This window comes from Nocardia flavorosea (assembly GCF_015477805.1).
In the GTDB taxonomy this organism is placed as follows: Bacteria; Actinomycetota; Actinomycetes; order Mycobacteriales; family Mycobacteriaceae; genus Nocardia; species Nocardia flavorosea_A.
In genome coordinates this window covers 656,021-676,160 of record NZ_JADLQL010000002.1, presented here as the reverse complement: position 1 = coordinate 676,160, position 20,140 = coordinate 656,021, and the positions used below count along the sequence as shown (strand labels likewise).

The window sequence follows — 20,140 nt, the reverse complement described above, 5'->3', positions numbered from 1 at the left end:
GAACCCTGATATGGCCCATATCTCGTCATTTTCGCGGTGGTCGCTCAGCGTGCGGTCGAGAAGGCTCTGGAGGTGGTGGCGAGGTCGGCGGTGGTCTGGACGGCGTGGACGGTTGTGGATGGGCCACGCTTCGGGAGCAAAAGACAGGGCATGCAGAAGCTCTCGAGTGCGTCCGGCACTGTACGGGTGGATCCGGATGTCGGCTGCTGACGTTCGGCCGCTTGCCGATCTCCGCAAGATGGCGGAGCTGAGTTGCCATTACGGTAGGTCCACCGATGAGCCGATGCAGTGCAGGTTCGTGTAACAGCAGTTCGAGCTGGACCGGATCGGCCTTACGAGTAACGATCGCCGCCGGAAGTCGCGCACTAGGCCGTCCCGGCGCTACCCCGGGACACGACAGTGCACCTGCAGCGGTTTCCGGACAAGACCTGACCGCTATGACCGCTACCTTGGCGTGCGTGACCGATCCGGATGGTGGTGCCCGATGACGGACAAGCTCGACTTCAAGCGGACCCTCGACGCCTACCAGGCCGAACGCGGCCGTTTCCGCGTTGTGGAGGTGCCCGACCTGCAATACCTCATGATCGACGGCCACGGCGACCCGAACACCGCGCCCGAGTTCACCGCGGCCGTCGAGTCCCTGTATCCGGTGGCCTACAAGCTGAAGTTCGCCAGTAAACGCGGCCTCGGCCGCGACTATGTGGTGATGCCGCTGGAGGGGTTGTGGTGGGCCGAGGATATGGATTCCTTCACGGCGGCGCGGGACAAGGCGCGATGGGACTGGACTTTGATGATCATGGTCCCGGACTGGATCGACCGGGAGATGTTCACGGCCGCCGTCGAACAGGCTGGGGCGAAGAACCGCCCGGCGCGGCTGGACGATGTGCGGCTGGAGTCGTTGTCCGAGGGACGTTGTGTGCAGACCTTGCATATCGGTTCGTTCGACGACGAAGCCGAGGTGCTGGCGCGCATGCATCAGGAGTTCATCCCGGACAACGGACTGCGGATGGCCGGCAGGCACCACGAGATCTACCTGAGCGACTTCCGCAAGGTCGCGCCGGAAAAGTTGCGGACCATCCTCCGGCAGCCGGTCGACGACTCGCCGAGTCCCCCGACCGACCCGAAGTCCGGTCCGATCGAAAGTTCATCGGACTCGGCGGACTGAACGTCACTCCGGTGTATTCGAGGGGCCGTCGGCTCCGGGCGGATGGCTGGGCGCGTAACTTCCGGCCGAGGTTGCGGTGCGCGTCATCAGGCGGCGATATCCGGCAATGCCGGGTAGTCGATGTACCCATCCGGTCCGCCCACATACATCAGCTGGGCTTCGCGTATTTCGTTCAGCGGCGCGCCGGTACGCAGCCGCCGGACCAGGTCCGGGGTGGTCAAGAAGGCGCGGCCGAGGGCAATGAAGTCGGCACCGGCGGCGAGCAGGGCTTCGGCCGCGGAAACGATGGCCGCGGGATCGCGGGAATCGCCCGACTTCGCGGGGTTGGCGATGAGGGTGCCGGGCCAGCTGTCGCGAAGCCGGCGCAGCAGCGGGTCGGCCGGCTCGGCCTGGACTATGTGCAGATAGGCGAGTCCCCGGTCGGCGAGTGCGGTGACGAGGGCCGGATAGAGGTCCGCGGTGTCCTCTTCGTCGATTCCGTTGACGGGATTGGCCGGGGAGATACGCAACCCGACGCGGTCCGCGCCTATGGCGGCCGCGACCGCTTCGACGACCTCTACAGTGAATCGGATTCGGTTCGCGACCGTACCGCCGTAGGCATCGGTGCGCCGGTTGGTGTTCGAGGCCAGGAATTGATGCAGCAGATGACCGTTCGCGCTGTGTACCTCGACCCCGGCGAACCCGGCGGCGACAGCATTACGGGCGGCGGCCGCGAAATCGGCGACCGTCCGCTGGATCTCGTCGGCGGACAATTCTTCGGGGACTACGGGTTCCTGGCGGCCGGACGGCGTGTGAATCGTTTCGGGTAGCGCGATCGGCGAGGGAGCGACGGGTGCCAGCCCGCTGTTGTCGGGATGCCCGACCCGGCCACCGTGCTGCAGTTGCAGGAACATCCGGCCGCCTCCGCGCTGTACGGCCTCGGTGATCTGTCGCCAGCCCGCGATATGTTCCGCGCGGTGGATGCCGGGAATGTTCGGGTAGGTCTGGCCGACGGGGTTCGGGGTGGCGGCCTCGGCGATGATCAATCCGGCCGTGGCGCGCTGGGCGTAGTAGGTGGTCATCAGGTCGGTCGGTGTACCGTCCGCGGCCGCGCGGTTGCGCGTGAGCGGCGCCATCACCAGCCGGTGCGACAGTTCGAGTTCACCGAGACGGGCCGGGGTGAATAGACGGCCGGTTGCTGTGGTTGTCATGTCTGGACGGTAAGACCTCACATCAATGTGAGATTCAAGTCCGAATGACGAACTGCGAGGTGAGAATGCGAATCGGCGAGTTGGCGCGGCGCGCCGGAGTCAGTGAACGATCACTGCGCTACTACGAGGAACAGAAACTGCTGACGGTCGACCGTACGCCTGGCGGCCATCGCGACTACCCCGAACCGGCGGTGGACCGGGTGATCCATATCCAGGAGCTTTTCGCGGCCGGGCTGTGCAGTAAGAAGATAGTGCAGATTCTGCCCTGTATGCGCGATTCGGACGGCGGCGCGGGCGAATCCGCCACGCCCGAGCTCGTGACCGAACTGGAGGTCGAACGAGATCGGATCAACGGGATGATCGCCGACCTCATCCGGTCCCGGGAGGTGCTCGACGAGGTCATCGAGCGGGCCGGCACGGGTCTCGCCGCCGCACAGAGGTAATCCGGGTACGAACCGCAACCGATACGCCGATCGGGTCTAACCGGCGGCCGCGTGCCGATCTGTCTCTGCTCCGTTTCGCTGGGGTTCGGTGGTGTCCGTCGGCGGTGTCACCCGTTCCGCACCGATCCGTTCGATGCGGTCGCGTCCCCACGCGCCGAGCGGTTCGAGGGCCGTGTTGAGTGAGCGGCCGAGATCGGTGAGCCGGTACTCGACCCGCGGCGGCACCTCCGGATACACCGTGCGCTCGACGAGACCGTCTTCCTCGAGTTCGCGCAACTGCTGGATCAGCATCTTCTCCGAAACTCCGGGTAATCCACGGCGCAGCTCACCGAAACGGCGCACACCGTAGTTCTCCAGTTCCCAGAGTATGAGCCCCTTCCATTTACCGCTGATGACATCCATCGCGGCATCGATACCACAGAAATACGGCCCGAATCTTTTCTCGCCCATCCCAGTTGTGAGGCTACACGAAAGGGGCAGTGATCCGGGCTGGTGAAGTGGAGCGAGGAGGCCGACATCAAGGCTGTTCTCACTGGGTGAAGATGGACTCGGCCATGCCTGATCGGGGTCGGTCGTTTCATGCGGAATCCTGTGGAGGCAGGAAGATCGGCGCGTCCTGGACCGGCCGCCTTTATATCTGCAGGCAGCCGGTCCAGGACGACCGGACAGGGCGGAGCGGAGTGCTCCGGCTCGGTTAGATGCCGAAAGGTGCTGCGTAGCGGACCGTGCCGCTCGGCAGCTGTTCGGAATCGAGACTCAGTGCCATCAGTGCGTCGTCAGGAACATCGATACTGAGCCGGATACCGTACTTCGACGCGCGGGTGAACCCGAACCGCGGGTAGTAGGTCGGATGCCCGAGAACGATCACGAAGTGCTCGCCCGCCTGCTCAGCGGCCTCGAGAGCGGCACGGATCGCAGCGGAGCCGGCCCCCGTCCGCTGGTATTCGGGCAGTACCGCGCACGGCCCCAGGCACAGCGCCGGGGTGTCGTCGACGTGACAGCGAGTCAGCAATGCGTAACCGACGGGCTCGCCGCCGGGTGCTGCGCTGAGGATGGACAAGCTGCCTATCCACGCCGGATCGGCGCGCAGAGCCTCGACGAGGTCGGCCTCCTCGGCGGTGTCGAATGCGGCGAGGTTGATCTTGCGGATCGCGGGGATATCGCCGACGGTCTCGGCGCGGGTGGTCCAGTTGGAATGCGTGCTCAAAACAGTTTTCTCCGTTTTCGAAGTGGTGGATCATTCAGTGGGAGAGCGGCAGGTCTGCGGGGCCCGCAGTGCCTACTGCAGGCGACCGGTGCAGCCGGGAGGTCCCCGGATGCGTGGTGCCGCGAGCGGCGTCAGCGTTCGCGCTGGCGGTCGCGGAATCGGTAGGTTGCGCGTAGATCGCGCGTGATCGCCTTTTTGGTTTTGCTGCGCTTGCTCGATTCGCGGGCGTTTCCGCGGTCCGCGGCCCGGGCACTTTCGCGTAGCAGCTTGCGGTACCGGTCGAGCCTGCTCACATCCAGCACGCCGGCGATCACGGCTTCCTGTACCGCACAGCCGGGTTCACTGCGATGTTCACAGTCACGGAAAGCGCAGTCTCGGGCGTAGGCCTCGATCTCGGCGAAGACCCGCTCGACCCCGTCCGCGGCATCTTGCAAGCCGATACCGCGCAAGCCCGGAGTGTCGATGAGCACTCCGCCGCCGGGCAGCGGCAGCAACTCGCGGTGCACAGTGGTGTGCCGGCCCTTGCCGTCCACGGCTCGGACTTCTTTGGTGTCCATATGCTCTCGACCCAGCAATGCGTTGGCAAGGGTGGACTTTCCCGCACCCGACGGGCCGAGCAGGACCGTGGTTCCGGTCACCACCTCCGACAGAAGCTCCAGACCCGCGCCTGTCGTAGCGCTGGTGGTGACGATGTCCACGCCGGGTGCCAGCGAGGTGAGTGCGGCCGAGACCGCGTCGAGATCGCCGTTTGCGTCGGCTTTGGTGAGTACGACGACCGGCCTCGCACCGCTGTCCCAGGCCAGCGCCAGTAGCCGCTCGACCCGGCCCGGGTTCAGCGGTGCCGTGAGTGGGACAGCGATGGCGACGGTGTCGACATTCGCCGCCAAAACTTGCTGGTGGGAGGTTCGATCCGCCGAGGCCCGGGTGATCGCGCTGCGCCGTGGCAGCAGCGCCACCAGTTCCGGCTCCGGCTGCGGGCGCAGTGCTGCCCAGTCGCCCGTGCACACAGTGCGGGCAGGGTCTGGGGAGGCCACGGCCGTGCTGGTCGCGCGGACGGGACCCGATGCGGTCAGCGTGTCACAGCGGCCGCGGTCGACCCGCACGACGCGGGCCGGAACCAGACCATCGGCAGCATGCGCTACGAACAGCGCTGCGAACGATTCGTCCCAACCGAGTGCGGACAAATCGAATGAGGATGGAGAAGATGAATACATAGTGAGACCCTTGGTGAAGGGGCCCCGGCACGAACGCCGAATTCGCTGCGGCTACGAGTCGATACGACTCGCGCTGCTATCGGCGATGGGAATCGGTCAGACCGGAGCCCGGGACGTGAGAATGGTCCGGGCGCTGCGCAGGGCAGCGGTCTTCACCGCGATCATCATCTCACCTCCCATTCTCGCTCACTATGTCGAACTCGGACACGCGAGCTTAACACCGGACGGCAGTACTCGCAATTGCTATGTGATTCTCCCTCGCACCGGCCTCGCTGCCTGTTCACATACCTGTTCGTAAGTACCCCACCGAATAGTAGGTACTTGTCACCGACATTCGATGTCGGCGAATGTTGGTCACGGCGCGCCGAACGCAGTGTTCACCGAAGCATTCGCTTCTCAGCAAGGGAGTCGACGGATATGACCGCAAACGAGACAACCGTGACCGTGCTCGGTCTCGGGCCGATGGGGCGCGCCATCGCCGCGGCTGTGGTGAAGAGCGGATACCGGACCATCGTGTGGAACCGCACGCCCGGTAAGGACGCCGACCTGGTCGGTCTCGGCGCGGAGAGCGGCCCGGATGCCGCCGCGGCGATCGGTGCGGCCGATCTGGTGATCGCCGTGCTGAGCGACCATGCGTCGGTGCACGCGGTACTCGATCCGGTGGCCGACCGGCTGACGGGTAAGACGCTGGTGAACTTGACCAGCACCGCCCCCGAGGAATCCCGGGAACTCGGCCGCTGGGCCGCCGGCCACGGTATCGATTTCCTCGACGGCGGCATCATGGCGGTGCCGCCGATGATCGGCGGCCCGGGCGCCTCGATCCTCTACAGCGGATCCGGCGCGTTCGACAAGTTCCGCCCGATTTTCGAAAAGCTGGGTGCTGCGGACTATTTCGGTGACGATGCCGGTACCGCCGCGCTGTACGACTTCGCGTTGCTGGCCGGTATGTACGCGATGTTCACCGGTTTCTTCCACGGTGCCGCCATGGTGCGGTCGGCAGGTGTGAACGCCGCGTCGTTCGCGCCCCGGGCAGCGGCCTACGTCACCGCGATGGCCGAATTGATCCCTGCCTACGCCGAGGTGATCGACAGCGGGGACTACACCGATGAGGTCCAGCCCGCGAGCTTCCACAAACCGGCCTTCGACGCGATCGTCCGGGCCAGCCGCGATGCCGGGGTAGGTCTCGATATCGTCGGCCCGATCAAGAACTTGATCGACCGGCAGATCGCCGACGGCCGAGCGGGGGAAGGGCTGGAGCGGATCGTGGAAGAATTGGCCGGCACTCGCACGTAGCCGCGTCGTGGCTGTCGGCGCAATCGGGCGGTCGCCTGCGCCGCGTGGTGGCCGCATCGCGAGTGGAATCGTGCGGACGGTCCACGGTCCCGGCCGTCCGCACGGTACTCCTACTCGAGCGGAATATCGACCTCGTGCTCCGTTCGCGGGCCGTGGATCCGGCGGTCGGATTCGGTTATCGCGACATCGTTGATGCTTGCCTCCCGGCGTCGCATCAGGCCGTGCTCGTCGAACTCCCACAGTTCGTTGCCGTAGCTACGCCACCACCGGCCCGCGATGTCGTGCCATTCGTATTGGAAGCGGACCGCGATGCGGTTGTCGTCGTAGCTCCACAAGCTCTTGCGGAGTACGTAGTCCAGCTCCCGCTCCCATTTGGCGGTCAAGAAGGCGACGATCTCTTCTCGTCCGGTGACGAACTGATCGCGATTGCGCCAGACCGAGTCCGGGGTGTAGGCGAGGGCCACCCGCTGTGGGTCGCGGGTGTTCCATGCCGCCTCGGCGGCCAGAACCTTCTGAAGTGCGGTTTCCGCGGTGAACGGGGGATACGGCGGACGGGTGTCGGTCATGGGTGAACCTCTCGTGGTGTGCCGCGGTTACGACGGCGGCCGGCCGGTTGCGGCCTGCTGTGCGGCCAGCGCCGTCTCGAGTTGGCTGATTCGTTCTCGTAGTGGTTCGGTGGCGGCCCGCATTTCGGCCACGGTGAATCGCGGAGTGATGAACTTGGGACAGTTCCAGTCGAAGGCCACCACCTCGACGGTCAGAATGCCTTCGAGCCGGCCGCTTGCGCCGAGTTGTTCGAGTATCTCGGGTGCGGGATCCGGTTCGAAGCGGGCGTGGCCGAGTATCTTGAGCCGCTTGCGATTCGGATAGTCCACGGCGATGATCGCGACCCGGTCGTCGTGGTCGAGGTGCCCGGCGGTGATGTATTGACGGTTGCCGGTGCTTTCCGCCCAGGTCAACTGCGTCGGTCCGGTGATCTTGACGAAACCGGGTGCGCCACCGCGGTGTTGCACGTAGGGCCAGCCGTTGCTGCCGGTGGACGCGATGTAGAAACTGTCGCGGCGTTGCAGGAACTCGGCTTCCGCCGCGCCCAGGCCGGTGGGCCCGGGCGCGGCGGAGCGCGCGTGTTCGTAGCGGTCGAATGAGCCTTTCCGGCGCTGGTGCGCTTGCTCGTCCGCTCCGAAAGTGAGCGCGAAGAAATGTTGCATGGTCAGAACGTCAGAATCGAATAACCGTTGTCGGCGAGCAGGCGCAGGCTGGCCACTCCGGACGTCCCCGGCAGGGGGTTGTCCTTGATCAGTTCGAGGCCGGCGGCCCGGGCGCCGTCCCCGCCGCCGAAGAGATCGCTGCAGCCGCAGGAAATGCCGGCGATCGTATGCCGCACTGCCTGGTAGAGGTCGTAGGCGGGGTGGTCCGGCGATTCCAGCAGTTCGGGCCAGCGGGTGCCCGCACCTTGGAATTGCACCCGGACTTCGTCGCCTGCCTGGTCGAAGTCGTAGGCGGCGGCGAGGGCGTTGAACATGCGGCCGAGGGCTTCGTCGCCGCTGTTCGGGTCGCTCAGTACGAGAACTGCGGTCTTGCTCGCGGTGCCGGAACTCATTGGTGTCTCCTTGGGGGCCTTGCATGAGAACGGTCGTTCTCATGGGCGTCTGTAGTCTATGAGAACGAGGGTTCTCAACGCAAGGAGGTTGCTGTGGCGGCGGAAACCGAGGCGGCGCAGGTGCTCGCGGCGGCCGATCGCCTGTTCAACGATCGCGGGGTGCAAGCGGTCGGGATGGACAGCATCCGCGACGCCGCGAATGTGCCGCTGAAACGGCTCTACCGGCTCTTCCCGTCCAAATCCGCGCTGGTGTGCGCGGTACTGGAACAGCGCGACCGCGACGTACGCACGGCGATCGCCGACTATGTGCAGGCCCGGGCCGAAACGCCGCACGAGCGGATCCTGGCCGTATTCGACTACCTGCTCGAATGGTTCGCCGACCCCGCATTCCGCGGCTGCCTGTTCATCAATACCGTCGGGGAACTGGGCGGAACTTCCGACGATATCGGCCGGATCGCCCGCCGGCACAAACTCGCGATGCGCGATTACCTGGCCGAACTCGTCGCCGAATGCTCATTCCCGCCGGAGTTGGCCGATCAGCTGATGATCCTGGCCAACGGCGCTATGGCCACGGCTGCCGTGCAGGGTGATGGTCCGCGTGCGGCGCAGCATGCGCGCGCCGCGGCGGCGACCTTGCTGGCCGCGGCCGAACACCGCGAGATCTCGTAAACACTCTGCGGTACTGCGCTTCTCGGGGGCTGTCACTGGAGAGGTGGTGACCGACGCCGTTCCGATCGAAGGCGTTGGCGGGATGCCTCGATCGCCGGCCCCGGCCGCGCTCTGAGACGGCTTGTCAGGCCCGCTCGGCAGTTAGGGGGTGTGCGGTGGCTGCTGGGAAGATCTGAGCTGTTCGCGGAGCCGTGCCACGGTGTCTTCGAGTTCGAGGATGCGGGCCACTGCGGTCAGGTTGACGCCCTCGCTGGTAAGGGTGGTGATGCGGGCCAGTCGGGCGAGGTCGGCGCCGCTGTAGCGGCGGGTCCCGCCTGCGCTGCGAGCGGGGGTGAGCAGGCCGTGTTGTTCATACAGGCGCAGGGTCTGGACACCGATCCCGGCCAGCTCCGCGGCCACTGAGATCGCATACACAGCGTGTCCGGCCGCCGGTTGGGTTTCGTGTTGTGGGGCCATCGGTTCCTCACCTCGCAATCCAGGTCTGCATCGAGATTATCTGGTAGCAACGACTTGCACTCTTCTAGCTTGAGTGCTAGATAATATCTGTGTCAGATGACATAGGTTATCTGACGCGGAATCTACCGAGATTGGAGTGAGTCGGAGGTGGCGACGATGCTGATGCGTACCGATCCGTTCCGGGATCTGGACCGCCTGACCCAGCAAGTGTTCGGGACACCGGCCCGGCCGGCGGCGATGCCGATGGACGCCTGGCGCGACGGCGACGAGTTCTTCGTAGAGCTCGACCTCCCGGGCATCGACGCTGATTCGCTGGACTTGGATGTCGAACGCAATGTGGTGACCGTGCGTGCGTCGCGACCGGATCTGGACTCGGGCCGGTCGATGATCGCGGCCGAACGCACCCGCGGCGTATTCAGCAGGCAGCTGTTCCTGGGCGAGAACCTCGACACCGACGCTATCCGTGCCGACTACCGCGACGGGGTACTTCGGCTGGTCATCCCGGTGGCCGAGAAGGCCAAACCGCGCAAAATCGAGGTCGCCCGCCACGGCGAACGTCAGGCCATCAACGCCTGAGGCGCGGGGCGGGGGCCGATGATGCCTGCCGCTCGCTGGTATGACAACGCCGAGCTGGCCGAAAGCGGACCTGCCCGCTGCTCGCCCGGCCGGTGGCGTTTCGGTGAGCACCAACTCAGCGCAGCTCTCCGCCGCGGCTGTGCGGCTGCGCTATCCCCGTTCCGATCACAGTCCCGAAGTGAGGTGATGCGCAATCCCGAGATCCACTCTTTCAGTGAGCTGAACAAGTTTCTCTTCGGTCCAGGTGGCCGGGCGGCTGCCCGGCCACCGATCCCGTCCCGTAACAGCCCTCTTCGAGCGGGACCCCATGACCGTGTTACCGACCGCGATGCCGACGCAATACCACCTGAACGCACCGCAACGTCCTGCCAGGAGCGCCCATGCCCCAATCCACCGCCCCCACTGCCGGACCCGCCGACACCGGTATCGTCTGCTGGCCCGAGCCCAGCCCCCTCGACGGTTGGTGGACCGAAATAATGGACGGCGTCACACCTGCTCGGGCCCGCGACGCCGGCCCCGGCCTCCACCTTCACGACCTGCCGACCGCGCCGTCGCGCCGGAGCCCGGCGTGAACACCGCACTGACCCTCGCCCTCGCCGCGGCGGGGCTGTCGTGCGCCGCGGCCGTAGCCGCCTGGGGCACAGTAGCGCTGACCATCTGGTGGGAAATGCGCTGCCACCGCATCCACGACTCGCCCGCGCCGATCTTGCCGGCCACCTCCCCGCGGTCACCATGACGCTTCCGCACCGCGACGGCGATTTCGATTGTGTGGCCGCGGTCAACGGCCGGCCAGTGCAGCGGATCGGTCGCCGGCACTATAGCCAGGTGTCCAGCGTGGTGGTGGTGAGGAAATCATCCAGGTCGGCGCGCCAGGGGGCCGGGGTGGTCTTCTCCGGTTCGATGGCGGTGTACTGGCCGCGGTAGAACAGCAGCGGGCGGCCGTTGGCCGTCGCGGCGGTTTCCGTCATGGCCAGGACCCGGCCGATGACGATGTAGTGATCGCCGCCATCCACCACGCGGTCGACTTCGCATTCGATGGTGGCCAGCGAGTTGTCGAGCCGGGGCAGACCCAATTCGGATGTATGCCAATCGGTCCCGGCGAACTTGTCCGGTTCCCGGGACCCGAATTTCGCACAGACCGGCTGCTGTTCCTCGGCCAGTACGTTCGCGCAGAACCGGCCGTTGGCCTCGATCGCGGCCCAGGAACGTGAGCCCTTGGTCGGGCAGAACAGAACCAGCGGCGGGTCGAGGGACAGCGACGCGAAGGACTGGCAGGCGAAGCCGATCGGGGTGTTGTCGTCGGTGAAGGTGGTGATCACCGTGATACCGGTGCAGAACTGTCCGATGGTATTGCGGAACTGCCGGGGGTCGATGGTGGGCTGGGCTGCCGTTTCGGGGGCGCCGTCCGCCGGATCCGCTGATGCCGTCACGTTCATACCGTCCTTGCTGGTTCACGAAAGCTGCCGGCGGGCGGACCGCCGGATTGCGGCCGGCCCGGGGCGAGTATCGCACCGGGCCGGCCGTAGATCACTTGAATCCCACGGAGAAGTCGTGTCCCCACAGGCTCACCGCGGTGGATTCCCGGGCGATCCAGCTGTGGTCGTCGACTTCCAGACCTTCACAACCGAATTCGACATCGAATCCGCCCGGGGTCTTCATATAGAACGACAGCATCTTGTCGTTGATATGCCGGCCCAGGGTGGCCGACATCTTCACCTTCTTGCGCTGCGCGCGATCCAGGCAGAGGCCGACATCGTCGGAGTTCTCCACCTCGACCATGAGGTGCACGATGCCGGTGGGGTTGGGCAGCGGCAGGAACGCCAACGCGTGGTGACGGGGATTGCAACCGTAGAAGCGCAGCCAGGCCGGGTCCCCGTCTTCCGGACGGCCCACCATCTGCGGTGGCAGTCGCATCGAGTCCCGTAGCCGGAAGCCGAGGACGTCCTGGTAGAACGCCTGCGCGGCCGCATCGTCGGTGCAGGTCAGCACGACATGCCCGAGGCCCTGCTCCGCGGTGACGAACTTGTGGCCGTACGGGCTGACGAACCGGCGGCCGAGGTACTGCGCACCGTAGAACGCCTCGAGGGTGTTGTCGGAGGGATCCTGGAACCGGATCATGCCCTCGACGCGACGCTCGTCCAGTTCTTCTTTGGTGCCCTCGGTGTAGGGGATGCCCTCCTTTTCGAGGGTCTCCCGGAGCCGCTGCAATGCGGGACCGTCGGTGACTTCCCAGCCGGAGACCAGCAGCCGGTCCTTTTCTCCGGGCACGATCACCAGACGCGCAGCGAAATCGTCCATGCGCAGATAGAGCGCGTCGGGATTCGCCCCTGAGCCCTCCATCATGCCGAGCACTTTCAGCCCGAACTCGCGCCAAGCCGCCATATCGGTGGCTTCGATCCGCATATAGCCGAGTGCCTTGATACTCATCGTCATTTCTCCTCGACGCCGAGCAGGAAATCGGTGGCGAGCCGGTTGAACTCCGCGAACTTCTCGAGCTGCGCCCAATGCCCGCAGCCGCCGAACACGTGCAGCTGGGCCCGCGGCACCGATTTCAACGCCACCAGCGCACCGTCGAGCGGGTTGACCCGGTCCTCGCGACCCCAGATGAGCAAGGTCGGCTGGCGTAGCTTGTAGGCGTCGCGCCAGAGCATGCCCTTCTCGAAATCGGCACTGGCGAACGATTTGCCCATCGCGCGCATCGCCGCGATCGATTCGGGCTTCTTGGCCGCTTCGAATCGCTCGTCGATCAGTTCGTCGGTGACCAGCGCCTGGTCGAAGACCATGATCCGCAGGAACGCCTCGATGTTCTCCCGCGTCGGCTCGTAGGTGAACTTCGACAGCAGCCGCACACCCTCGGTGGGGTCGGGCGCGAACAGGTTCGTGCTCAGCCCGCCCGGACCCATCAGGATCAGCTTCCCGGCCCGGTCGGGGTAGTCGAGCGCGAACCGCACCGAAGCCCCGCCGCCGAGCGAATTGCCCAGCAGATGAACCCGGTCGGTGATCTCGAGGGTGTCCAGCAGATCCTTCAGCGCCGACGCACTGTGCACGAAGTACTGCGGATGTTCGGTGGGCTTGTCCGACTGGCCGTATCCGGGCTGGTCCACGGCGATCACATGGAAATCGCGGGCCAGCACCGGGATATTGCGGGAGAAGTTCGACCACGACGACGCCCCCGGCCCGCCGCCGTGCAGCAGCACGATGGTGGGACCGTTGCCGACCCCGGCCTCGTGATAATGCAGTTTCAGGTCCGGCCGGACCTGCGCGAACTTCGAGGTGGACGCATAGGTGAGTTCGGCGGTCGAGGTCATCACACCATCCCGTCCGATACCGGCAGACCGAACTCGTGGGTGCCGTACATGAGGTAGGCGCGTTCCGGATCGTTGGAGGCGTGGACTCGGCCGGCGTGCGCGTCCCGCCAGAACCGCTGCAGCGGGGTGCCGTTGACCAGGGCGGTGGCGCCGGAGCTCTCGAACAGTTTGTCGATCGAGGCGATGGCCCGGCCGGTCGCGCGGACCTGATCGCGGCGGGCGCGGACCCGCAGGTCGAACGGGATTTCCTTACCCTCGAGCAGTAGCGCGTATTCGTCGGCGACATTGCCCGACAGCTGCCGCCAGGCGGCGTCGATATCGCTGGACGCCTCGGCGATCCGCACCTTGGTGAATGGATCTTCCTTGGCCTTCTCACCGGCGTAGGCCGCGCGGACCCGCTTGCCCTGGTGTTCGACATGCGCCTCGTACGCACCATAGGCCATACCGACGATCGGTGCGGAGATGGTGGTGGGGTGAATGGTGCCCCACGGCATCTTGTAGACCGGATCGGTATTGCGCTCCAGACCGGGCGAGGCCAGATCGTTCATGGTCTTGTAGCTGAGGAACCGGTGCGTGGGCACGAAAACGTCCTTCACCACGAGGGTGTTGGATCCGGTGCCGCGCAGGCCGACCACGTTCCACACATCGTCGATCTCGTATTCCGAGCGCGGGATCAGGAAGCTGCCGAAATCGACCGGTTTGCCGTTCTTGATCACCGGTCCGCCGACGAAGGTCCAATCGGCGTGGCCCGAACCCGACGACCAGGCCCAGGAACCGCTCACCTGGTAGCCGCCGTCGACCACGGTGCCCGCACCCATCGGCGCGTAGGAGGAGGAGATCCGGACGTCGGTGTTCTCGCCCCACACCTCTTCCTGGGCTTGCTGACCGAAGAGCGCCAGATGCCAGTTGTGCACGCCGATGATCCCGGCCACCCAGCCGGTGGAACCGCAGGCACTGGCGATCTTGCGGACCGTGTCGTAGAAGACGACCGGGTCGGCCGCGAGTCCGCCCCACTGCTTGGGCTGCAGCAGCCGGAAGAATCCGGCTTCCTGCAGATCCTTGATCGATTCTTCGGGTATCTGCCGAAGATCTTCGGCTTCCTGTGCGCGGGCGCGCAGCGTGGGCAATAGCGCTTCGACCCGTTCGGTCACTTCTCGCGTCATCTCCGGCCCTGCTCCTGCCTGGTCGTTTGCTAACCGGTAGTCATCTGCTCGGCGCAGAATTTACCTCTGAGACTAGAACAGGTTCTTGTTCATGTCGAGAACCGGTGTCTGTGTGCTGCGAATATGGGACTTGTGCTGGCTGTAGTGGGAATAGGCTGGCATTTGGAGCGCCAGTTTTGTAACGTGTTCTAGTACAGCAGGAGGAGGAATCGCGATGGCAGTAACCCCGGCGTCGCCGAGCGATGGGCCCGGAGGAGGCAGCGTGCGTAACCACGGAGGGACCCGCGCGGCGACCAATGTGCACAGCGGTGGTGCGAAGGTGCGGGAGCTCGACGTCGGTTCGACACCCACCCGGTACGCGCGCGGATGGCATTGCCTGGGCCTGGCGCAGAATTTCCGGGACGGCAAACCGCATTCGGTGCAGGCATTCGGCACCAAGCTGGTGATCTGGGCCGACAGCGCCGGCGAGTTGCACGTACTCGACGCTTTCTGCCGTCATATGGGCGGTGACCTGAGCATGGGCGAGGTGAAGGGCGACGATATCGCCTGCCCCTTCCATGACTGGCGATGGGGCGCGAACGGCAAGTGCACGTCCATTCCCTACGCCCGGCGGGTTCCGCCGCTGGCCCGGACGCGGCGCTGGACCACGCTGGAACGTAACGGTCAGCTGTTCGTCTGGCACGACCACGAGGGCAACGAACCGCCGCCCGAGGTCACCATCCCGTATATCGAGGGCCCTTACACCGACGCCGACGGCAACCCGGTGGAAGAACTCGACAGCGGCTGGACGCAGTGGACGTGGAACTCGTTGCTGATCGAAGGCGCGAACTGCCGCGAGATCATCGACAACGTGGTGGATATGGCCCACTTCTTCTACATCCACTACGCCTTCCCCACCTACTTCAAGAACGTTTTCGAGGGCCATGTCGCCACTCAGTTCCTGGAGACCAAGGGGCGTCCCGATATCGGGATGGGCGCCAAGTACGCCGGTGATCAGCTCCTGAAATCGGAGGCATCCTACTTCGGGCCCTCCTACATGATCAACCCGCTGGTCAACACCTACGGCGGCTACGAGATCACGGTCAACCTGATCAACTGCCACTACCCGGTGTCCCAGGATTCGTTCATGCTGCAATGGGGCCTGACCGTCGAGAAGCCCAAGGGCCTCGACGACGACACCGCGCAGAAGCTGGCCATGACCATGGCCGATTTCTTCGGCGACGGCTTCCTGCAGGACGTGGAGATCTGGAAGCACAAGTCCAAGGTCGAGAACCCGCTGCTCTGCGAGGAAGACGGTCCGGTCTACCAGCTGCGGCGCTGGTACGAGCAGTTCTACGTCGACGCCGCGGACGTCACCGAGAAGATGACCCAGCGTTTCGAGTTCGAGGTCGACACGACCAAGGCGAACGAGGCATGGGAAGCCGAGGTCGAAGAGAATCTGCGGCGTAAGCGTGAGGCCGAAGCGGCCGCCGCGGACGCCGACCAGGCGGAGGCGGGAGTCTGAGATGCCCAGCTGGGCGAAAGCACCCGACTTCGCCGACCAGCCCGCGCGGCGGGACGCGGTGCGGGCCCAGACGGTCGTGGACCGGCAGCGCTACCTGGAGGACGGCCTGACACCGCTGCGGTGTCAGGCCTGCCATACCGAGGTGCTGGTCCGTAAGAGCAGTTCCCGGCAGACCTCCGTGCAGTGGACCGGCGATCCGGCGGCCCAGTGCCCGGTCTTCGCCGAGATCAGCGCCAAGGGGCGTGGTCCGGGCCGTCCGGACACCTGCGAACGGTTGCAGAAGACCATCAAATGGGCCGTCGACGAGGGCGTGCTGGACGTCCCGAAGTAGCGGTCCGGCGGTGTTGCGGCCGGGATGATTCGATTTCGCCCGAACTAGAACGGGTTCCAATAATATGCCGCCATGCGTACAGCCCGTTCCGTCGTGCGAGCGCTGCCGGTGCTCGCTGCCGCCCTTGTAGCGACCGCAGTTCCGTCCAGCGCAGCACCGGGCTGGGGTCCGCTGGGGCCGGCCAATCCATATCTCGGCCCACTCGGCACCGCCACCATGCACGGCGACGCCGGCTCCTCGGATGTCACCCCGCTCGCCGGACCGGGCACGGACCCGGTGACGCCCGCCGGTGACCTGATGGCCGCGGCCTGCCCCACCATCCTGCAAGGGTCGGACGAGATGATCGTCGCCCTGTGCACGGCGATCGCCGACCGGGCCCCGACCGTCTATCTTTTCGACCCCGCGACCGGACCCATCGGTCCACCGGCCGCGAAGATGAGCCTCACCAAGGGCAGCCTGCTGGGCGGCGTCTACGCCTACCTCGACAACGAGAACCGCCTGGTGGTCGTCGACGGGCAGCGACGGCTGCTGCGGATCGCGCACGAACGCGACGCCGCCGGGAAATGGAGTCTGACGGTAGCCGAGAACACCGATCTGACCGCGGCGATCCCGGAGGGTGACGCGGTTACCGGGCTCGTACCGGACTGGGCCGGCAATGTGTGGTTCGCCACCGGCGCGGGACTGGTCGGCAAGGCCGGGCGCAACGGTGCGGTGACCACCCATCAGCTGCCGGCCGGGGAGCGGGTGGCCAACAGTATCTCGGCGTCACCGGACGGGGTGGCTGTCGCAACCACGCACGCACTCTACGAGTTCGCCACGGCCGGATCCGGTGCGCCGAAGGTGAAATGGCGCGCCACCTACGACCGCGGCCCGGGCCGGAAACCCGGCCAGCTCAGCTGGGGCACCGGCTCGACACCCACCTACTTCGGGCCCGGCGACGGTACCGAATACCTCACCATCGTCGACAACGCCGGCGAGCAGGTCCATCTGCTGGTCTACCGCGCCGGCACCGGCGAACTCGTCTGCAGGCAGCCGGTTCTCACCGAAGGCGGCCCCGGCAGCGAGAATTCCCCCATCGGCATCGGCCGCTCGGTGTTCGTGGCGAGCACCTACGGTTACCCGTACCCGACGGCCCCCGACGACGCCGGCCCCGCCGAACCCTCCATCGCGCCGTTCACCGGCGGAATGACCCGGGTCGATATCGACGAGCAAGGCTGCCACACCGTCTGGGAAAACGATGTCCGCAGCGCCGCGGTACCGAAAATGTCCGCCGCCGACGGCAATATCTACACCGTCCTCCGCCTGGGCCTCGGCCTGACCACCCCGCTGGACGGCTATGCCTACGGGGTCATCGACCCGGTAACCGGCGACATCACCGCGAAACAGCCGATATCGGCCACGATCGTCGCCGACACCCTCCAGATGGCCGGCCTGACCACGACAAACGGCGAACTCTGGCAGGGCACCATCACCGGCATCATGCGCTTCCGCTGACCCGGCCCCGCATCATTCGGTCTGTTTCGGGTGTCCGGGGGTGCAGCGTTCGAGGAGAACCGTCCCCGCGCATTTCGTACCCTTGGCCCCGGGCTCGACGAAATACCAGATCCGCGCACCGTCGGTGATTTTGTACTGGTAGCGCTCGTAGGTTCGTCCCTGATACGTGCCGTAGCGCATATCGCCCCGCAGACGGTAGAGCCGCGGGGACTCCGTCGCCGGCTGAGTGGTCAGCGCGTCCCAGGCGTCGACGGTTGCGTTGCGTGCCATCGCGAGGCAGTCCGTCCAGCCCTTCTGCGCCTCGCGGGAGATGAAGGTGATGGCGTATTCGGAGCGTTTCAGTGGTCTCGGTGAGCGTTTCAGTGGTCTCGGAACATCGCGGCTCTTACTCATTCGCCCGTCCGGGGGTCCGGTACAGCCTCGGGGGCGTCGAAGTAGTGCAGATCCGAGGCATCGACGGCTACTGCCGGATCTGCGTATGCTTCGGCGGTGCTCCGCCACGCTTCGAGAGTGATCGTGAGCCGGTCGAACCGTCCCACAGCGAGGCAAGCCCGGGCAACTTTCAAGAACTCGGAGACGAACTCCGGGCGGATGTGTGCAGGCAGAAGATCTGCCCAAGGGAAGGTAATAGACAGTCGGGAGACGATCCGTTCCAGCATCTCGTCGTCGATCAACAGGGCGAGCAGCTGTGACAGCGCCTCCAGGGTGCGCGTTTCGGCCTCGGTGTCCGCGGCGTTCGACAGGCGCAGAGCAGGTGCGGACCGGCGTGTTCTTCTGCGATGCCTGTGCCGGAAAGGTGGGCTAACATCTTAGCTAAGGAGGTGGGTATGGCCGGCAACGCAGCAGAACAGTTCAATATCCACGAGGCGAAGACGAACCTGTCGCGCATCGTGGAAAGAGTCGAACGGGGCGAGGAGATCGTGATCAGCCGGGCCGGTCATCCGGTGGCCAAAGTGGTTCCCTTGGTGCGGCGGGCGAACCGCACTGCCCGGGGCTCGCTGCGCGGTGTCGACCTCGGGGCCGACTGGGACTCCGACGCGACAAATGCGGCGATTGCGGACGATTTCGGTATTCCGCGATGAGCTTGCTGCTCGACACGCATGTGGTGCTGTGGTGGCTCACCGATGACGCGAGCTTGTCGGACGAACTGAAGGATCGGCTCGACCACGATCCGGATGTATTCGTCAGTGTCGTCTCGATGTGGGAAGTTTCAATCAAGCAGGCCGCCGGAAAACTCGGCGGCCCGCTCGATATGCCCGAACGTATTCGTGACAGCGGTCTGGTGACGCTGGAGATCAGCTCCGGCCATGCCATCGCTGCCGGTCGCCTTCCCCTGATTCACCGCGACCCGTTCGACCGGATGCTGGTGGCTCAGGCGAAAGCAGAAGAGTTGACGCTGGTCACCCGCGATCCGTGGTGCCACAAATACGAGGTACCGATCCTGGCTGTATAACGGCCTGTCAGCCGTGGACGGCCGGCCTCTTCGGGGTGCCGAAGAGGTGGGCGTCGCCGTGGGCGCGTTTGAAGTACAGGTGGGCGTCGTGTTCCCAGGTGATGGCGATACCGCCGTGCAGCTGGATCGTTTCGGCCGCGATCGTGGAGAATGCCTCGGTGCACTGGTGGCGCGCCACCCAGACGTCCTCGGCGGCGGAGGGGCTTTCCTCGGCCAGGGCGAGGGCGGCGGTCAGGGCGGTCGATTTGGCGGATTCGGCCAGCACGTACATATCGGCCATCCGGTGCTTGAGCGCCTGGAAGCTGCCGATGGCCCGGCCGAACTGTACCCGTGACTTGGTGTACTCCACCGTTGCTTCCAGGCAGTATTCGGCGGCCCCGACCTGTTCGGCGGCGAGCGCGGCCCAGGCGATCTGCCGGAGCCGGTCGAGCACCGGCGCGGGATCACCGGTGCCGAGCCGGCGGGCCGCGGCACCGGTGAAAGTGATCTCGGAGAGCGTGCGGGACGGGTCCATGGCCGCCACCCGTCGGCGCTCGACCCCGGCGGCTGACGGCTCGACCTCGAACAGTCCGCTCTCCGTGATCGCGATCAAGGTATCGGCAACGGTGCCGTCGAGGACGTAGTGCGCAGTACCGTTCAGCGTTTCGCCGTCGGCCCGCACCCCGAACTCGTCCCAGCCCGCGACCCCGGCCCAGCAGACGGCGAGAGTGCGGCTACCTTCGGCGACACCGGGCAGCAGCCGCTCGCAGGCTTCGCTGTCGCCGGACAGCAATACTGCCTGCGCGCCCAGGACGGCCGAACCGAGCATCGGTACATCGGCGAGTGTGCGGCCGAGCTCACCGACGACCAGCAAGGATTCGGGCAGGCCGGCGCCGAAGCCGCCGTACTCCTCGGGAATCGCCAACGCGGCCACCCCGACCTGTTCGCACAGCTGCGCCCACAGTTGCGGGTCGTAACCCAGATCGGTGTCCATGGCCTGGCGGATCCCGGCCCGGGCGTCGCGTTTGGTGAGCAGTCCCCGGACCGCCGACACCAGCTCCTGCTGTTCCTCGCTGATCATCTCTTCCTCCGTAG

At 65.9% G+C, this 20,140-nt stretch carries 28 protein-coding genes; 12 read left to right on the top strand and 16 right to left on the bottom strand.

What is annotated here, in order from left to right:
* Positions 1-25: 25 nt before the first annotated feature.
* On the bottom strand, positions 26-595 hold the full coding sequence (locus IU448_RS28895) for a Scr1 family TA system antitoxin-like transcriptional regulator (RefSeq protein ID WP_324188575.1): 570 nt from the start codon (positions 593-595) through the stop codon (positions 26-28).
* On the opposite strand from IU448_RS28895, the gene IU448_RS12035 reads away from it, so the two are divergent.
* The gene (locus tag IU448_RS12035; RefSeq protein WP_195055641.1) at positions 485-1,165 is read left to right on the top strand and encodes a GyrI-like domain-containing protein; all 681 of its coding nucleotides are present in this window, start codon (positions 485-487) and stop codon (positions 1,163-1,165) included. The genes IU448_RS28895 and IU448_RS12035 overlap by 111 nt on opposite strands.
* 86 nt (positions 1,166-1,251) lie before the next feature.
* Here IU448_RS12035 and IU448_RS12030 read toward each other — a convergent pair whose 3' ends face one another.
* A complete protein-coding gene (locus IU448_RS12030) occupies positions 1,252-2,355 on the bottom strand; it encodes an alkene reductase (protein ID WP_195055640.1) in 1,104 nt (367 codons plus the stop codon).
* Between the two features lie 65 nt (positions 2,356-2,420).
* On the opposite strand from IU448_RS12030, the gene IU448_RS12025 reads away from it, so the two are divergent.
* Positions 2,421-2,798, top strand: coding sequence for a MerR family transcriptional regulator (locus tag IU448_RS12025; RefSeq protein WP_195056249.1), 378 nt, complete (start codon positions 2,421-2,423; stop codon positions 2,796-2,798).
* A 36-nt stretch (positions 2,799-2,834) separates the two neighbouring features.
* Here IU448_RS12025 and IU448_RS12020 read toward each other — a convergent pair whose 3' ends face one another.
* The 3 genes from IU448_RS12020 to rsgA form a co-directional block, all read right to left on the bottom strand.
* Complete coding sequence (locus tag IU448_RS12020) at positions 2,835-3,248, bottom strand: winged helix-turn-helix transcriptional regulator (RefSeq protein WP_195055639.1); 414 nt, start codon at positions 3,246-3,248, stop codon at positions 2,835-2,837.
* A 244-nt stretch (positions 3,249-3,492) separates the two neighbouring features.
* The gene (locus tag IU448_RS12015; protein WP_195055638.1) at positions 3,493-4,005 is read right to left on the bottom strand and encodes a GNAT family N-acetyltransferase; all 513 of its coding nucleotides are present in this window, start codon (positions 4,003-4,005) and stop codon (positions 3,493-3,495) included.
* Between the two features lie 131 nt (positions 4,006-4,136).
* On the bottom strand, positions 4,137-5,219 hold the full coding sequence (gene rsgA / locus IU448_RS12010; protein WP_195055637.1) for a ribosome small subunit-dependent GTPase A: 1,083 nt from the start codon (positions 5,217-5,219) through the stop codon (positions 4,137-4,139).
* A 417-nt stretch (positions 5,220-5,636) separates the two neighbouring features.
* Between rsgA and IU448_RS12005 the strand changes: the two genes are divergently transcribed.
* Entirely contained in the window at positions 5,637-6,512 is an 876-nt protein-coding gene (locus IU448_RS12005; protein ID WP_195055636.1) for an NAD(P)-dependent oxidoreductase, read from the top strand.
* 110 nt (positions 6,513-6,622) lie between these two features.
* Here the strand turns inward: IU448_RS12005 and IU448_RS12000 are convergent, their stop codons facing one another.
* From IU448_RS12000 to IU448_RS11990, 3 genes are read right to left on the bottom strand one after another with little or no spacing between them, the layout of a single operon-like run.
* Complete coding sequence (locus IU448_RS12000) at positions 6,623-7,078, bottom strand: nuclear transport factor 2 family protein (RefSeq protein ID WP_195055635.1); 456 nt, start codon at positions 7,076-7,078, stop codon at positions 6,623-6,625.
* Between the two features lie 27 nt (positions 7,079-7,105).
* Positions 7,106-7,720 (bottom strand): pyridoxamine 5'-phosphate oxidase family protein, encoded by a 615-nt coding sequence (locus tag IU448_RS11995; RefSeq protein ID WP_195055634.1) that lies wholly within the window; start codon positions 7,718-7,720, stop codon positions 7,106-7,108.
* A gap of 2 nt (positions 7,721-7,722) precedes the next feature.
* A complete protein-coding gene (locus tag IU448_RS11990; protein WP_195055633.1) occupies positions 7,723-8,112 on the bottom strand; it encodes a hypothetical protein in 390 nt (129 codons plus the stop codon).
* 93 nt (positions 8,113-8,205) lie between these two features.
* On the opposite strand from IU448_RS11990, the gene IU448_RS11985 reads away from it, so the two are divergent.
* Positions 8,206-8,781, top strand: coding sequence for a TetR/AcrR family transcriptional regulator (locus IU448_RS11985; protein ID WP_195055632.1), 576 nt, complete (start codon positions 8,206-8,208; stop codon positions 8,779-8,781).
* A 141-nt stretch (positions 8,782-8,922) separates the two neighbouring features.
* Here the strand turns inward: IU448_RS11985 and IU448_RS11980 are convergent, their stop codons facing one another.
* Positions 8,923-9,237 (bottom strand): MerR family transcriptional regulator, encoded by a 315-nt coding sequence (locus IU448_RS11980; protein WP_195055631.1) that lies wholly within the window; start codon positions 9,235-9,237, stop codon positions 8,923-8,925.
* Between the two features lie 156 nt (positions 9,238-9,393).
* Here IU448_RS11980 and IU448_RS11975 point away from each other — a divergent pair, with 156 nt between their 5' ends.
* The 3 genes from IU448_RS11975 to IU448_RS11965 all read left to right on the top strand — a co-directional run bounded on the left by IU448_RS11975 (position 9,394) and on the right by IU448_RS11965 (position 10,549).
* Positions 9,394-9,813 carry an Hsp20/alpha crystallin family protein gene (locus tag IU448_RS11975; RefSeq protein ID WP_195055630.1) on the top strand — a complete coding sequence of 140 codons (420 nt, stop codon included), beginning with the start codon at positions 9,394-9,396 and terminating at the stop codon, positions 9,811-9,813.
* Between the two features lie 380 nt (positions 9,814-10,193).
* Entirely contained in the window at positions 10,194-10,385 is a 192-nt protein-coding gene (locus tag IU448_RS11970) for a hypothetical protein (protein WP_195055629.1), read from the top strand.
* Positions 10,382-10,549 (top strand): hypothetical protein, encoded by a 168-nt coding sequence (locus IU448_RS11965; protein ID WP_195055628.1) that lies wholly within the window; start codon positions 10,382-10,384, stop codon positions 10,547-10,549. The genes IU448_RS11970 and IU448_RS11965 overlap by 4 nt, the downstream gene beginning before the upstream one ends.
* Positions 10,550-10,628: 79 nt before the next feature.
* Here the strand turns inward: IU448_RS11965 and hsaB are convergent, their stop codons facing one another.
* The 4 genes from hsaB to hsaA form a co-directional block, all read right to left on the bottom strand.
* Positions 10,629-11,243, bottom strand: a complete 615-nt coding sequence (gene hsaB, locus IU448_RS11960; protein ID WP_280458754.1) for a 3-hydroxy-9,10-secoandrosta-1,3,5(10)-triene-9,17-dione monooxygenase reductase subunit — start codon at positions 11,241-11,243, stop codon at positions 10,629-10,631.
* Positions 11,244-11,340: 97 nt separating this feature from the next.
* The gene (gene hsaC, locus IU448_RS11955; protein WP_195055626.1) at positions 11,341-12,240 is read right to left on the bottom strand and encodes an iron-dependent extradiol dioxygenase HsaC; all 900 of its coding nucleotides are present in this window, start codon (positions 12,238-12,240) and stop codon (positions 11,341-11,343) included.
* Between the two features lie 2 nt (positions 12,241-12,242).
* The gene (hsaD, locus tag IU448_RS11950; RefSeq protein WP_195055625.1) at positions 12,243-13,121 is read right to left on the bottom strand and encodes a 4,5:9,10-diseco-3-hydroxy-5,9,17-trioxoandrosta-1(10),2-diene-4-oate hydrolase; all 879 of its coding nucleotides are present in this window, start codon (positions 13,119-13,121) and stop codon (positions 12,243-12,245) included.
* Entirely contained in the window at positions 13,121-14,284 is a 1,164-nt protein-coding gene (gene hsaA / locus IU448_RS11945) for a 3-hydroxy-9,10-secoandrosta-1,3,5(10)-triene-9,17-dione monooxygenase oxygenase subunit (RefSeq protein WP_195055624.1), read from the bottom strand. Before hsaA ends, hsaD begins: the two co-directional genes overlap by 1 nt.
* Positions 14,285-14,546: 262 nt before the next feature.
* Here hsaA and IU448_RS11940 point away from each other — a divergent pair, with 262 nt between their 5' ends.
* From IU448_RS11940 to IU448_RS11930, 3 genes are all read left to right on the top strand, one after another.
* Positions 14,547-15,788 (top strand): Rieske 2Fe-2S domain-containing protein, encoded by a 1,242-nt coding sequence (locus IU448_RS11940; RefSeq protein WP_280459187.1) that lies wholly within the window; start codon positions 14,547-14,549, stop codon positions 15,786-15,788.
* A gap of 1 nt (position 15,789) precedes the next feature.
* Positions 15,790-16,119: a hypothetical protein gene (locus IU448_RS11935; RefSeq protein ID WP_195055622.1), complete on the top strand. Its 330-nt coding sequence runs from the start codon at positions 15,790-15,792 to the stop codon at positions 16,117-16,119.
* 72 nt (positions 16,120-16,191) lie between these two features.
* Complete coding sequence (locus IU448_RS11930) at positions 16,192-17,613, top strand: hypothetical protein (RefSeq protein ID WP_195055621.1); 1,422 nt, start codon at positions 16,192-16,194, stop codon at positions 17,611-17,613.
* A 12-nt stretch (positions 17,614-17,625) separates the two neighbouring features.
* Here IU448_RS11930 and IU448_RS11925 read toward each other — a convergent pair whose 3' ends face one another.
* The gene (locus IU448_RS11925) at positions 17,626-18,006 is read right to left on the bottom strand and encodes a hypothetical protein (protein ID WP_195055620.1); all 381 of its coding nucleotides are present in this window, start codon (positions 18,004-18,006) and stop codon (positions 17,626-17,628) included.
* Positions 18,003-18,287 (bottom strand): hypothetical protein, encoded by a 285-nt coding sequence (locus tag IU448_RS11920; RefSeq protein WP_195055619.1) that lies wholly within the window; start codon positions 18,285-18,287, stop codon positions 18,003-18,005. The genes IU448_RS11925 and IU448_RS11920 overlap by 4 nt, the downstream gene beginning before the upstream one ends.
* Positions 18,288-18,440: 153 nt before the next feature.
* On the opposite strand from IU448_RS11920, the gene IU448_RS11915 reads away from it, so the two are divergent.
* Positions 18,441-18,695, top strand: a complete 255-nt coding sequence (locus tag IU448_RS11915; RefSeq protein WP_195055618.1) for a type II toxin-antitoxin system Phd/YefM family antitoxin — start codon at positions 18,441-18,443, stop codon at positions 18,693-18,695.
* The gene (locus IU448_RS11910) at positions 18,692-19,066 is read left to right on the top strand and encodes a type II toxin-antitoxin system VapC family toxin (RefSeq protein ID WP_195055617.1); all 375 of its coding nucleotides are present in this window, start codon (positions 18,692-18,694) and stop codon (positions 19,064-19,066) included. Before IU448_RS11915 ends, IU448_RS11910 begins: the two co-directional genes overlap by 4 nt.
* A gap of 7 nt (positions 19,067-19,073) precedes the next feature.
* On the opposite strand, the gene IU448_RS11905 is transcribed toward IU448_RS11910, so the two are convergent.
* On the bottom strand, positions 19,074-20,126 hold the full coding sequence (locus IU448_RS11905; RefSeq protein WP_195055616.1) for an acyl-CoA dehydrogenase family protein: 1,053 nt from the start codon (positions 20,124-20,126) through the stop codon (positions 19,074-19,076).
* Positions 20,127-20,140: the final 14 nt, after the last annotated feature.